Genomic DNA, 13813 nt, shown 5'->3' with positions numbered 1-13813 from the left:
CGATCCGATCTACAATCGCATCCGCGAGATCGGCCGTACCCGCACCAAGATACACACCGACGACACGCGGCTTCCGATCCTGGCGCCCGGCACCGGCAAGACGCACAAGGGCGCGCTCTGGGTTTACGTCGCCGACGACCGCAGCTCGGGTTCGCAGGAGCCGCCGATCGCCTGGTATCGCGCCACCATGGGACGCGCTGGCGAGAGCGTCATGACCGAGCTCGCCGGATTTGCCGGCACGCTCCAGGCCGACGGTTTCAGCGGCTATAACCAGATCTACAAGGGCGGCGCCATTCGAGAAGCTGCCTGTCTGGCCCATCTGCGTCGCAAGATATTCGACGTTCACGACAGCCAGCCGACCGAACTCAGCACGACGGCGATGGCCGGTATCCAGGCGATCTACCGGATCGAGGAAGAGATACGGGGGCTCCCGCCCGCCGAGCGATTGGCCGCACGACGAAGGCGGACCCGACCACTGGTCCGGGCGCTGCGACGACAGCTCATGCGCCAGGGCAACGGTTTGTCGCGCCATGCCGATATCGCGAAGGCCTTCGCCTATGGCGCCAGGCGATGGCGCGCGTTCAACCGCTTCCTCTACGATGGCCAGCTCGAGCCCGACAACCTGATCGCGGAGCGCGCGATTCGTGGATTTACGGTGGGCAGGCGCAATTGGCTTTTCTCGGGCAGCCTCGCCGCGGCAGAGCGGTCCGCGGTCGTGCTCAGCATCATCGAGACCTGCAAGCTCTGCGGCGTTGATGCCGAAGCCTACATGGCCGATGTCGCCGAGCGCATCCAGAACGACTGGCCAGCCTCGCGCTGGGACGAGCTGATGCCGTGGAATTGGGGGCGCCGCGAAGAGATGCCGCTCTCCTTGGCGGCATGAGCGCGATCGATGACATGGCGCTGTCGGACGAGGCGCTCGAAGCCTGGATGGCCGCCAAGACCGCCCGCCGCCCGTTGGTGCGGACCATGTCGGCGCTGGATGGCTTCGTAACGGCGGCGGTCACCGGGCCCCGGTTCGCGGACCCGCAAGACTGGATGTGCCCGCTCATGGGGTTGCCGCGCGACGTCTTGGCCAAAGGCTCTGCAACCGATCACGCCGTGTTTGCCAGCCTCGCCAGGATCCACAACCGGATCAACGCGACGCTGTTCGACAGACCGCAGGATTATGCGCCCCGATTCGCCACCAAGCCCAGCGGCGGCATCGACCCCCGGCCGTGGTGCCAGGGGTTCTACGCGGCCATGAATCTCAACATCAAACGCTGGAAACGGCTGCTCGACCTCGACAACCCCAACCACGGCCTGCTGCTGCCGATCCTGATCTACTGCGTCGACAAAAAGGGCAGGCCCGTCCTCGGCAAGCCCCGACCGGGGCCCGAGACCGCGCACTTCATCGAACACGAGGCCTACAAAGACATCGCCCTCGTCATCCCCGCCCTCCGCGAACTCCACTACGTCACCCACTACGATCAGTGATCGACGCCGGCGCGGCGGCCAACGGCTGACCTACCATAGACGCACCACCAGATGGTTTCGCGGAAGGTGCCTGGGCGCACCGCTTACGGCCTACAAAGACATCGCCCTCGTCATCCCAGCCCTCCGCGAACTCCACTACGTCACCCACTACCATCAGTGATCGGCGCCGGCGCGCCGGCCAACGAGCGACCTACCATAGACGAGCCACAAGACGATTTTGGGCAAGGTGCCTTGGTGCATCGCTTACCGCTCAGTTGACCATTATCTTGATGGTCGCGACCGCCGGCGGCGTATCAAATGCCATCGCGTGAACCTTTTCCTTGCGCCATATCTTCACCTTGGTTTGCTGCCTGCGTTCCCGGCTCGCCGCCATGGTTCTTCGTCAAACCAGCCAAGCAACTCCTCGGTAACTCCTGCAAATGGATCAGGTCGCCGCCGTTCTCGCTTTTGTTTTGATTTCAGCCACGCGGTGGGACGGGTTTCGTCGCCCCCTTCCAGGCAGTTCGCACTCCTGAGAGGAACCTACCGAGCGCGGGCTCCGTCACGGGTGCCGCATGGCCTTCATCATCGCTGGCGTGGGCGGGCCTGGTGTCGTCGGTGGGATGGAAACGGTGGCTCCGAGCCTGGGAGTCGTTGCCAAAAGCCGATCGTCGCACCGGCGATGCTGATACCCTTGCCGCTGATTTCGATCGCCTGCTGACCGGTTTTGCCCATTGCCACAAGGCGGATCTTATCGGGCGTCACCTCGATGCAGTTGCCGGCTGAAGTCAGGAGGTACTGACCCTTGACATCGATGCAATAGGAATTACCAACCTCCACGGTATGGTCCCTTTCTGCCTTCAGATAGACCTCTTCGCAACCTTGTTTGTCCTCGAAGCGCAGCTCGTTGTAGGCATTGACGGCGCCCTGATCGGTGTGCGTTCGGAAAGTCGAGCAGGTCTTGTCCAGCGGCAGGGTTTCAGGAGGCAGGTTAGAGCCGTTGTAGACGACACCGGTCACCAGGGGCCAATCTGGATTGCCGTGAATAAAGTTCACGACAACCTCCTGGCCGATCCGGGGAATGATGACGTGGCCGAAGCCCTTACCCGCCGAGCTCTGGGCAACCCTGATCCAACAGGAGCTGGTGTCGTCCTTATTGCCTTCGCGGTCCCAGAAGAACTGCACCTTGATGCGGCCGAACTGGTCCGTCGCGATCGTATCTCCCTTTGGGCCCACGACGACCGCCGTATGCGGTCCCCGAATCTCCGGCTCGGGCGTGCGGCGCGGCGGGCGATACTGGGTGGTCGCGGGGATAATCTCCACCGTGCTACGATATACGACTTCTCTCTCCCGACCCGCGGCGTCCGCTTCGGTGCGAATGTCCCCCAACTCTGCGACCAAAGTGAAATCACTCGCGACCGCCAAAAACCGATCACTGGGCGTTGGGCGCGCACCCACATCGCCATAGTAAAAGGGATTCGCAGCCTTGAAGATCAACCCTGTTCTAATCTGGCGTGCCGTACATTCGACCCGCGCACGATAAGCGTTGCAGGCGAGCTCTTCGGCACGGATGCAAGCATAGAAATCCCCGTCCGCTTTTTCGGTGTAGCGTCCCGGATAGACGAAGGTCTCCCGAATTGCCGTGGAGCCGCCGCCAAAGGCTGTTGAGGTATTGACTGGCCTGAAGCGCCCGGCCTCGGGAGATCGGATGAAGGTGCCTTCCACAGGCTTGCAAGCTGGAATGCCTCCGATCTTCACGGAAGGAACTTGCGCGACGGCCGTGAGCTCTGCCCTCGGCTTCTCATGGTTGTAGTCCTTGAGAACGACCTTGTTCGGCTGGAGCGACACGACCTCCTCCCAACGCAGGATGACGTCGTCCCGATGTAGATTTGGCGCAGGCCTGAGGTTGTGGTGCGTCTCCACGATCTCGGGCGCGCAGGCGATGTGGCTCGCGGCGTTGTCGACCAGCACTAGGTCGTGTTGGTCCTCCGCATGTTCAAAATAGTAGTAGATGCCGTCCTGCTCCATCAGTCGGCTGACAAAGGCCAGATCCGTCTCATCGTACTGGACGCAGTAGGAGCGCTGTGGGAATCGTCCGGTGGTCTGGTTCTTAAAATTTCCTTTGTGTTCCCGAAAAATCGTGGTGATGATCTCTATGCTGGTCTTGTTTTGAAAGATCCGACTGTTGGAGCGATAATCGAGAAGCGAAAGCCAAGGTCGCATCTGCGCCACGTAGTTCAGGTTTGCTCCGTCATCGTGCCCCAAGTATTGGAACTCCGTAACGATGCCGTGGAAGAAGCGCATTGCAGAGCCCTTGAGTTTAAGGCCTACCGCCAAGCTTTGCCCGGGAATCGTAGCAAAGTTCTGGATCGGATGGCGGCTGACGAGCCTCACCTCGTAGTGGAAGAGTTGCCCCAGCCGCTCGGTGCCTGTGAGCCGTCGGAGAAAAACATCATCGGGGTCGAACGCGGCCAAGGTGACCGCAGCAGAACAATTGCGCTTCAGGAGATTGTCGATTTTTGATCGGACCATCATTGTGTTCCTTGGTTTCGCTGCGATCTGGCGTAAGTGGAAAAGACCCAACCGAAGACCCGCTAGCAAAATGTGATGGAAAGCGTCGTCGAACCGGTGTGGGCGCCACGCTCAAGCAGTTACGGCGGAATTGGACACAATTGCTCCAGCCGCTGATCAGGCGGGGTAGTCGTTAGGTCATCGGCGTCCCGCCGCATCTCCCGCTTGCCTATCCAACTCGTCCAGCCGAGCCTGCCGCGGCGACCCAGCCGCACTTCCGGCATCTCCTCGCGGCGGAGGACAAGATTGACCTCCCAGTCCAGTTCATCTCCAATATAATTGCGGATGATCTGAGCCATGGTCCTAAGACCGAGAGCCCCGGGCAAAAGCGACTCGTACTGAACCAGGCTGAGCGGACCGACAATGAGACGAAAGCGGTGGTGGTGCACTCTGATCCTCCTACCGGCAGTAGCCGTGCAGCCCAGCCTGCCCGTGCGCGGGTCGAGGCCCAGGAGGCAGAGCGAGACGCGGGGCAGTTTGACCCATTGCGGGACAAACTCACGTGTATCGACCGGCGCCTCGAAGAAGCTCGCGACGATGGCGGCAAGCCCCTCGGGATTGCGGGTGTGTGAGGCGAGACGGCCGGTGAAGTGGAGTTTGGCCAGATCGGGCATAGCATCTCGTGCAAGCAGGGCGGTCATGCCAAAGCCGGCGAGGGAGGCGAGCTGAAGCGCGAAGCGATCTTCGTGTGGCCTGTCGTGGCTTACGGTCGGCTCACTCTCCGCCCAGGCACGAAAGAAGAACGAGGCCATACGGTGATGGAAGATATCGGCAAACCTGACCAGCGTCTCATCCGCGGCGTTTTGCTGTCTGAGAAGAGCATACTCCGTCAAATGCAACGGGAGAGGACCGTTGGATCCGAACAATCCGAAGAGGTAAGTGGAGATTCGCGCAAAATCAGTCTCCCCTCCATCCGTCACGCCCGCGATCGGTCGCGTCGGAAAGGCGAGCGAGGGCTCTTGGCCGATCCGCACCCGATCCAGGCTCGGCCGGCCCGATTCCCCCAGTCGAGGTCGATCTGAGCAGATCGCGTCGACCCGCCGCAGAGCCTCGAAGAAGTCGTAACCATGCGGTTCGGCTGCAACGGCGCTGAGGAATTGGCCGAGAGCGTCCGCAATCAGAGGATCGCCCGGCGGCCGGTCATCGTCGGCCATCGCATGATCTCCCCTCGTTGCAACGTCGAGACGACCGTCTCCGTGAAGCTGTTGATCGAAACGTATTTTGCGAAGAACTGGTTGAGTACCGAGGCGAGCGGAAAGATGCCGACGCCTTCGAAAGCCGCTTCGTCCAGGGTGATGCCAACCTCGATTCCACGTGCCACGGCGGCTTGTCCACCGCCAGGCAGCCGCCGGATCGCAGGTTGTGACCGGATCTCCCGGATGCCGTCGATCTGCCGTGAGGCGCACGCATTGTCCGGATCGATGTAGAGGCGCAGGAGTTCGCGCAGCGCCTCTGCGCCTTGGTGACCACCCCTGTCGGAATTACTGACTGAAAGGTAGTTCAGCGAAAGGTGGCTGATCAGTTTCCAGGTGAAATCGCCGTTGGCGAAGGAGTGGCCTGGTCGGCTCGGTGGCGATATGCACCGGGTGGCGGTAACCGGAGCGCCGATTTCCAGGGTGAAGTCGGTCTCGTCTCGGCCGATCGGTAACAGCAGCGGCAAATCCCGGTTCGAGCACAGGCAGCGCACCGACAACTGCTGAGGTCCCGCCGAATAGGGACCCGCCCGGCGATCGACCAGAGAGACGAAGGTCTCGCTGCCGATATAGCCAGTTCGCGCCCCATTCGATCGTTGGTGCTCCGACATCTGCCGCTGCTCCCGCCGGAGCATGTAGTACCTGGAGTGCTGCTCCTCCCGGCCGTGCGCGCTGATGCTGTAGAAGGGGAGGAACTCGGCGGGGGCTGCTCCGTTGCTCTCTCCGTAGCCACTCATTGCGAGGATGGAGTGAACCTCAAAGTCGAGGGGCCTCATCCTGTCTACGATTACATTATGCTCATGGTCTTTTTCCCTCACGTGAATTCGATCAGCTTGGCGTTCGAACAAATTGATCGCAGGGGTCGCGAAGAGAGCGATGTTCTCAGGTCCGAGATGACGTTCCAGCCGTGGTTCGACTCGGCCAAGCGCGAACACGATCTCGAGGCTTTCCGTCGTTGACAGGGACACGGCGTCGGCAAGCCCACTCACCTCGACGAACAACGTCCGCTCCGCGATGGCGAAATACTCCTGCAGGAGACGGTAACCGTCGAAGGAGCGTGGGACCTCGGGCAGGAGCGCGCAGTTCGGCTCGAGACCACGCTGCCGCAGCATATTGAGCGGGATTCTCTCCTGCCAAGTGATTGGCCGGCCGACGGGACGGGCAACGATGGCGCGTGTGTCGGCGATCAGCTGCTCGGCAAGCGCCGCACCGATGCCACCGGGCCCGAGAAGGTGTAGTGTCAGGGCCTTAAGTGAGAGTCGATTGAATGGCATGCCGTTGGTGGTACGAAGCCGCAGTCGAAAGGCAGCCTTCACCTGTTGCCGGGCCGGAAGATCCAGGGAGGAGATCTGCCCGGGCGTCGCGAAGTAGTCGGCGGCGCTCACCATGATCGGCCATAGATGGACGTCATGAGCCGTGCGGAACTCGCAATGGGTGACGGCGCCCGGAGCGAGTCGGCCGAAAAGTTTGGTTCCGCGCGGCACGACGTATGCATTCTCGATCGGTCCGGCTTCCGCATCCGGTTCGAAGCGCACGATCGTCATCGACGGTATCGGCGGTAGAAAGTGCGGATACACCATCTCCAACAGGTGCTGCGTGAAATTCGGGAAACGTGACTGCAGCTTCAGCTGCACCCGCGCGGCCATGAAGGCGAAGCCTTCCAGCAGCCGCTCGACATAAGGATCGGCGACCTCTTCTGCTTCCATCCCGAGCCGTCCGGCAACCTTCGGGAAGGAGCGAGCAAATTCGGCCCCCATCTCGCGCATGTAGGCCAGCTCATCGTTGTACAATCCGAGAAGCCGGGGATCCATCAGCTTGTCTCCGGATCCAAACCAACACGGACAACTTGGAGTTCGGGATCCACCTCCGTGCGCATTGTCATCGGCAGCGGAGCAGGCAGCGCCCACAGATCGGCCGCAATCTTAAAGCGAAAGGAGCTGCAGTCCTGTCCGTCGTTGAGGACCATCACCTTAATACTGCGCGGTAAGAGCCGCGGCTCGAATCGCTGCAGGCTCTCGGCGATTTCGTCTCCCAAGGCGCTCGAATCGATGCCTTCGCGGATGTGCCCGCTGAGAGGCCGGACCCCGTAGTTGAGTGTGCTGGCCGCGACGAGGGGGTATGCGTGGAGTGCCACGCTTGAAGCCAATTGATTCGTGTTCAACAGCCAGGACACGTCGCGTAGAATCACCTCTTGTAGTTGGCGAATTGAGAAACTGCGCTTGTCCTGCGTTTCGCACGCGCTGTTCGGCTCATCGTCAGTGAGCCTGTCGAGGAGGGAAGGCTGCACCAGATCCCGCCTAAGATGCCTGGTCATGTTCGATCTCCAGAATCGCAATTTTCGACGAGGCGACTGCCAATTTCGCCACCGTCAGCTGACAACCAGCTTATTGAACTCGGCGCTGTTCGAGACCTGGTTCCAGATCCCTTCGCCTGCCTTGGTTAGAGCGCCATGCATATCCTGCTTGTAATAGATCATCTTGCAGGCGCCGAACCGGCAGGTGATCGTCTCCTCCGGAGCGTCTTCCGCATAGGCCCACTCGACCTTCTCGATCGCGAGCATGTTGAAACTCCAGTGCAAGAATAGGTTGGAATCAGCTGTGAGAAGTCCGCTGCCTGTCGACTTGAAGAGCTTTAAGTCAACGTCGTTAAAATGCGCGCCTCGACCGCAGGCCACGTACAGCGCGGATGAGGCGCTATCCACCTGCTTCTTAATAGTGAAAACCTCGAATTCAGCCTTGCCTGTCCCAGCGCCGACAGTGTGAGGCCCGATGTTGAGCTTGTTTTCGATTGAGAAGCTCCATTCGTCGGCAAGCGTAAAACCATCCTTCAGGATAAGAGATTCCCCTTTGGGCTGAATGCCATCCTTGGACACTGTGTTGAACTTCATGACTGCGTCGAACGCCATGACGAATTCTCCTTCGGTATCGTGACACTGGGGCCGGGCGGTTTTGTCATATAGAGCTGCCGGGTGCGGCGAACGGCCCTCTGCGGACCAAATTTGCCTTCGCCACTTCCTTTATGGAAGGACGTACCCTCTCAGCCTTTTCGGGCAGACGGCAGGCGCGACACCAGCCTCAGAGAGATGGTCAAGCCTTCAAGCTGGTAATGCGGCCGCAGATAGAATCTGGCAGTGTAATAACCAGGATTGTCTTCAGCCTCGTCCACCTCGACCTTGGCTGAGGAGAGCGGCTGTTGTGCCTTGCTTTCTTCGCTCCCCAGCTCGGGCGAGGGGTGGACGTAACGCTGGATCCATTGGTTGAGCCACTCCTCGACCTCATGGCGCTCTTTAAACGTGCCAATCTTGTCCCGAACCAGGCACTTCAAATAATGGGCAAAGCGGCAGATTGCGAAAATGTAGGGTAGCCTAGCGCTGAGCTCAGCATTCGCTGACGCGTCCAAGTCTTCGTACTTGATCGGTTTGTTGACGGTCTGAGCGCCAATAAATACGCCAAGATCGGTATTCTTGCGGTGCAGCAGCGGCAGAAGGCCGTTCTTGGAGAGCTCGGCCTCGCGGCGGTCGCTGATCGCGGTCTCAGTGGGGCATTTTAGATCAACGCCGCCGTCGTCGCTTCGGAAGGTATGCACCGGCAGGCCTTCGACGAGGCCACCGGATTCTACACCGCGTATTCTGGAGAGCCAGCCGTAGAGCTTAAACGAGCGTGTGATGTTTACCCCCATGGCATAGGCTGCGTTCGTCCAGAGGTACCTTTGGCTATCGCCGCCGTCCGTCTCCTCCTCGAAGGCGAATTCGTCGACCGGGTTGGTCTTGGTCCCGTAGGGCAACCGCCCGAGGGTGCGCGGCAGCGTCAGCGCCACGTATCGCGAGTTTTCGCTCTCGCGAAATGCTCGCCAAGTGGCGTGCTCGGGCGTTAGGAAAATCTTCGTGATGTCGCGTGGGTTCGAGAGCTCGCGCCAAGAGTCCATCTGCAGCAGATGCGGGGAGACAGCAGAAATGAGAGGGGAGTGGCTTGCCGCAGCAATTTGCGCGAGTCCCGATAGCAATTCTATGTCTGGCGGGGTATGGTCGAAATAGTAGTCGGCAATCAGGCAGCCATAGGGTTCACCGCCGATCTGCCCAAATTCTTCTTCGTAGATTTTCTTGAATAGCGGGCTCTGATCCCAGGAGACGCCCTTGTATTTTTTCAGGGCACGAGAAAGCTCCTTCTTGGAGACGGGAAGAAAGCGAATCTTTAGCGTCTCGTCTGTCTCGGTGTTCACCGTAAGGTGATGCAAGCCCCGCCAGGCTGATTCCAGATTTTGGAAATCCTCGTGATGGAGGATCTCGTTGACTTGTGTGGACAGCTTGTCATCGATGGACGCAATAATCGACTGGATAGTAGCCACGATGTCGTCGCTGATCAGGGACGTGTTACCAAGCGCCTGCTCGGCCAGTGTTCTGACTGCGCTATCCACGGCATCACGGGCTTGGTCCGAGTAGATCCTTAACTCGCATTGTAGCAAGCTGCTGAAACCGTCCGGATCAAACGTAGCAACAGTGGCGTCTTGCAACACGGCGGAGATTGTATCTGTGGACGTCATGATCAATTCTACTTCGTCTCTGTGGGTGGCAACTGAGGCGCTTTATGTTCAGCCTCGGGCACGCCGCTCAGGGCGCTGAGCAGGGACCGGTCGGCGAGCAAATTGGCGATCAACCGCTCGGCACCGTTCTTGCCGTCCATGTAGGCTAGAAGATTAGAAAGCTGCGTTCGCGCCTCAAGCAGCTTGTTCAAACTGTCGACCTTACGCGCCACGGCCGCAGGCGAGAAATCGTGCATTCGCTCGAAACTCAATTCGATGGCAAGCTGGCCTTCGCCCGTCAACAGGTTCGCTACCCGCATCGCCACCCTGGGCTTCAGCGATTTGAGCCGATCATCGAAGTTGTCAATGTCGATCTCCATCATCTTGCGCTCGGCAAGCGGAGGCAACGGCGCGGCAGGATCGCCTACGAGATCAGACATGACGCCGACCACGAAGGGAAGCTGCACCTTCTTTTGCGAGCCGTAGGTCTCGACGTCGTATTCGATTTGGACGCGAGGAGGGCGATTTCGCGAAATGAACTTTTGACTGCTCTCCTTTGCCATGTGTTCCATTCTCCTTGTCGGCTATGAAGTTGCGATGCCTCAAGTACCCTCGTCGGCAATCAGGCCGGCTATGGAGCGGTAGTGCGCAGCACCCTCCGGCGCCAGCTCTGCCACTAGAGCCATGAAGTCCTTCGACACGAGACGCTTCGCCCGCTCGAGCAGCGCTGGTACGGGGCTGGCCGGCTCGTTAACTTGATACCAGCGGCAAACGCGGCCGAGGATATTGACGACGTCATCTCGGTCGCGGATCTCTCCCGGATATGGGGCGTCGCCAGAATCCTCCGACAGGGGCATTGCGGCCACGGGCTCGGAGCGTCTATGGGCATCGACCAGTTCCTTGCCTTGGCGAAGCAGCGCTGTTAGAGGTTGGAAACGGACGGCTTCGGCCATGTCGACGCGCCGCTTAACGCTACCATCCAAATCGATGACCGCCGAGAGGCTGGCGTCGAGATCACCGCTTGTTTGGTCGAACTGGCCAGGATCGGTGTCGCCAAAGGCGAGTTTGATGGTCGTGGTATCAACTTCACATGGCTGAGACTGCTGCGCTGACATCCAGTCACCGAGCGCAAATGCTCCGAACCGCCTGGAAGCGGTGAGAGGAACGCGGCGGATGTCCGCCATAAGCCCGGAGGGATCGCACAGATTTGCCAAAGCATTGAGACGCACGGTCTGGTCGCCGCCGTCGTCTGCATCCGGCCGCGGATGTAGCTCCGGCCAGTAAATCTCGACATAAGCGACGAGAAGCTCAAGGCTCTTGGCCAGTCCAGAGAAGCCGAACTGGCTGACAGCGGAGCGTGTCAGCAAGACGCCGATGCGAAGGTCTTTGGTACGCGTAGCAAGGTCGAGGCCGAGCCGCCACACCTCTTCCCAATTGGGAGCCTCTTCCGCCTTGAGAGAGCCGCCGATATGCTGGGCAGGCCTCCCCTGCGACGCCATCTCAAATTCCAGGAAGCTTAAGTCGTAATCGAGAGCGTCCCCGCACGCGTTGCCCTCGCTGACCGGCCTCAATAGATATTCTGCATCGAGCATGACAACCCTGGACGTCGTGACTTTTACTGGGTCCGTGCTACCCCGATCCCGGAGTGCCTTGGGCCCTTTCGCTCATTTTAATGATGATCCCGGGATATTTCGCATGCGTGATTGATATGCAGGTATGCTGAAGCGCGGAGTCCACGCTTCATCCTGTGGCTGATATCGGCTGCGCATGTAGAGGAGCAGTGAATGCCTGGGGTGAGCGGTTGTGTGCGTCAAATTCTGCAAAAAGGGGCGGCCACGAGGCTGCTTGGTCGTCGAGCCTGACCGAGAGCAATTCTGTCGCCGTGCATCATGGAATATTGATTGTGCATGGCAAGGGGCGGCTGCCAGGCACTAGCATGGGACGCTCACTATCCTGGTATGGAGTGGCGGCAGTGACCACGGAATGGTGGATCGAAGGCATGACCCAAGGGGAAGCGGAGCTGGACCACGTCCTGGACGCATGGGTTGCAAAAGAGGATCAAAGAGAAAATGAGAATCGGGAAGAGGCAACAAGACGCCTGCAGCGATGACTGGCCAGAGCAGGTTTGACCGGTGCCGGCGACGCTGACGCCGAGCGGGAGCTCGGATTCACATCCGTAACGAGATCGCCCGCGAAATTAAGGGCGAGCTGACGCGCCAGGTGTTTGGTAACCGCGACATCGATCTGTGCGGCAGATTAAAAAGCGGCGAAGCGGAGGCGTCGTAAGGGCGACATGAGGGGTGGAAATAGAGAACCTAAAGGCGCATTAACGGTGACCCAGCGGCTTCTTGACGGAGTGGCTGGGGATCCGAGTGCGAGGAGTGTATTTTACGCTTGGGTTCGTGCACTCACCGAGGTTGGTTCCCAGAGCACGGCGCCACCCCCTGCAAGGCATTCTGCACTGCTGAATCCGGAGGGAGAGCTCGGCAGGAAAGGAGCGGGGAAAGGCGGAACGGGGCAAGGATCGAGCCTTTCCGCGCGCGCGGTTAAGTACGGCTTGTTCCTCGCGGGTGCGGGCTACGCCTACAACGAAGTCGCCAACAACTTCTTCCTGTCCACCACGGCGTTGCATGACGGGAAAATGGGCTTCACCAGCAACGAGCGGCTCAGGACCGCTCACGCGAAAGCGAGGGAGTATTATGACAGCTATCACGCCGCCGGCGCCGAAACCCAGCGTTCGAGTGAGCGCACCGCGGATCGAATCCGTACCTGTGGCAACAATCAATTTGCAACGTTGATTGATTACCGGGCGGCGACCCGCGTGCACGTCGCGCGCCTCGTGGACGATGAGCAGGCGCGCGCGTCACTCATTCTGAACCTGGCGTGCATGAAGGGTCATCTTGTTAAAAATGAGTGCGTGACCAAGTACAGGCCGCCGCAAGTCCCCAAGGATCCGGACCTTACAAAGAGCCAGCTGTACGATCAGAAGAACAAGTACGCTTTGACAGGCGTACTCAACGAGAAGACCGGTGCCTACGGCTACACGTCAAGGTCAATCACTCATCCCTTCGTGAACAAGGGTGCCCGGCACTTCCACGATACCATCCGCAGCGAGAAGGGCGTAACTCTCAAGCGATGCAACGAGACACTCGAAGCACTCCTCGACAAGGACTGCGGGCTTGGCGAGGAAGCTCAGTTCGCGGCCGGCCAAGCCATTCTTAATTTTAGACAGGTCTATGCTGCGCACTGGGGCCATGCCGAAAAGGTCGTGATGAAGACTCTGGTTGAGCACGGCTTCCTGTCACCGGTGGAGACTGAGAAGCTCGATTCGACTCTGATGTTCGAGAAACCCGACAAGAACAAGCTGCAGCGCAACACTAGCTTGGTGGGTCCGTGGCTGCACAATTTCGAAACCCGGCTCCAGGAGATCCGATCGGGTCAGGAGCCCGCAGTGGTCGCGGATCTGAACCATCCGCAAATCGCGGACATGAAATACCTGCCCATCGCGCATTTCAAGTTGAACGAGCAGGGTAATGGTTTCGAGGACTGCTCTGGACTGGGCGATTCATTCACATGCGCCAATGCCGTCGCCTGCATCAACCACGCTCGTTTAATGAGTGGTCGGCAGCGGCTCTCGAAGGAAGAGGTCATGGTAATCATTGCGTGCGTCAACGCAGTGTACGATGACACGGGTTCAATGCGGCATACGCTTCACGAGATAGCGCGCGGCTGTTTCGCGGGCGCTGGCTACACCATCGAGGATGCGGATGAGTTCTACACGGTTGTCTGCCGAAAGGCAGCGGAAGAGTTTTATGGTGGAAGGAACCTCTCGAAGCGTATTGGTGATAGTGTCGGGCCTTCTACGTAGACAGGCCCGCGCTTTAACCGATACCATTGGGAAGGACCGGCCTCGACGGCATTCGATGTTGCTTGGCGATCATTCGCAGGTGGTTCGATGCGTGCAGCGTCGGATTCCGCTGCTTCGCCGTTGATCCAGAAGGCATTTGGTGGACCGCCGCGGCTCTAAGTATCTGCTCCAAAAAGAAGTGAGTGATTTCAGCGGGTTGTGATTCAGT

At 59.6% G+C, this 13813-nt stretch carries 13 protein-coding genes; 3 read left to right on the top strand and 10 right to left on the bottom strand.

What is annotated here, in order from left to right:
- On the top strand, positions 1-883 hold an 883-nt coding region (tnpC, locus tag AC07FD_RS09040; protein WP_478349558.1), incomplete at its 5' end, for an IS66 family transposase.
- The gene (locus AC07FD_RS09035; protein ID WP_378976738.1) at positions 880-1476 is read left to right on the top strand and encodes a UPF0149 family protein; all 597 of its coding nucleotides are present in this window, start codon (positions 880-882) and stop codon (positions 1474-1476) included. The genes tnpC and AC07FD_RS09035, both read left to right, overlap by 4 nt.
- Before the next feature lie 250 nt (positions 1477-1726).
- Here AC07FD_RS09035 and AC07FD_RS09030 read toward each other — a convergent pair whose 3' ends face one another.
- The 9 genes from AC07FD_RS09030 to tssA all read right to left on the bottom strand — a co-directional run bounded on the left by AC07FD_RS09030 (position 1727) and on the right by tssA (position 11329).
- A complete protein-coding gene (locus AC07FD_RS09030) occupies positions 1727-1849 on the bottom strand; it encodes a hypothetical protein (RefSeq protein WP_280952832.1) in 123 nt (40 codons plus the stop codon).
- Between the two features lie 191 nt (positions 1850-2040).
- Positions 2041-3987 carry a type VI secretion system Vgr family protein gene (locus AC07FD_RS09025; protein ID WP_245331258.1) on the bottom strand — a complete coding sequence of 649 codons (1947 nt, stop codon included), beginning with the start codon at positions 3985-3987 and terminating at the stop codon, positions 2041-2043.
- 119 nt (positions 3988-4106) lie between these two features.
- Complete coding sequence (gene tssG, locus AC07FD_RS09020) at positions 4107-5180, bottom strand: type VI secretion system baseplate subunit TssG (protein WP_095090505.1); 1074 nt, start codon at positions 5178-5180, stop codon at positions 4107-4109.
- Positions 5144-7030 (bottom strand): type VI secretion system baseplate subunit TssF, encoded by a 1887-nt coding sequence (tssF, locus tag AC07FD_RS09015; protein ID WP_095090148.1) that lies wholly within the window; start codon positions 7028-7030, stop codon positions 5144-5146. The genes tssG and tssF overlap by 37 nt, the downstream gene beginning before the upstream one ends.
- Positions 7030-7533 carry a type VI secretion system baseplate subunit TssE gene (tssE, locus tag AC07FD_RS09010; protein ID WP_378926036.1) on the bottom strand — a complete coding sequence of 168 codons (504 nt, stop codon included), beginning with the start codon at positions 7531-7533 and terminating at the stop codon, positions 7030-7032. Before tssE ends, tssF begins: the two co-directional genes overlap by 1 nt.
- 54 nt (positions 7534-7587) lie before the next feature.
- On the bottom strand, positions 7588-8124 hold the full coding sequence (locus AC07FD_RS09005) for a type VI secretion system tube protein Hcp (protein WP_095090145.1): 537 nt from the start codon (positions 8122-8124) through the stop codon (positions 7588-7590).
- A 131-nt stretch (positions 8125-8255) separates the two neighbouring features.
- Positions 8256-9758, bottom strand: a complete 1503-nt coding sequence (tssC, locus tag AC07FD_RS09000; protein WP_478349557.1) for a type VI secretion system contractile sheath large subunit — start codon at positions 9756-9758, stop codon at positions 8256-8258.
- Between the two features lie 8 nt (positions 9759-9766).
- Positions 9767-10300, bottom strand: a complete 534-nt coding sequence (tssB, locus tag AC07FD_RS08995; RefSeq protein WP_095090504.1) for a type VI secretion system contractile sheath small subunit — start codon at positions 10298-10300, stop codon at positions 9767-9769.
- A gap of 39 nt (positions 10301-10339) precedes the next feature.
- Positions 10340-11329 (bottom strand): type VI secretion system protein TssA, encoded by a 990-nt coding sequence (tssA, locus tag AC07FD_RS08990; RefSeq protein WP_095090142.1) that lies wholly within the window; start codon positions 11327-11329, stop codon positions 10340-10342.
- Between the two features lie 701 nt (positions 11330-12030).
- Here tssA and xopAG point away from each other — a divergent pair.
- Positions 12031-13605, top strand: coding sequence for a XopAG/AvrGf1 family type III secretion system effector (xopAG, locus tag AC07FD_RS08985; RefSeq protein ID WP_378926033.1), 1575 nt, complete (start codon positions 12031-12033; stop codon positions 13603-13605).
- Between the two features lie 13 nt (positions 13606-13618).
- Here the strand turns inward: xopAG and AC07FD_RS08980 are convergent.
- A partial coding sequence (locus AC07FD_RS08980) for a hypothetical protein (protein WP_478349556.1) occupies positions 13619-13813 on the bottom strand: 195 nt, incomplete at its 5' end.

This window comes from Mesorhizobium waitakense (assembly GCF_056431085.1).
The sequence above is the reverse complement of the archived record's forward strand: the minus strand, read 5'-3'. Positions and strand labels throughout refer to the sequence as shown.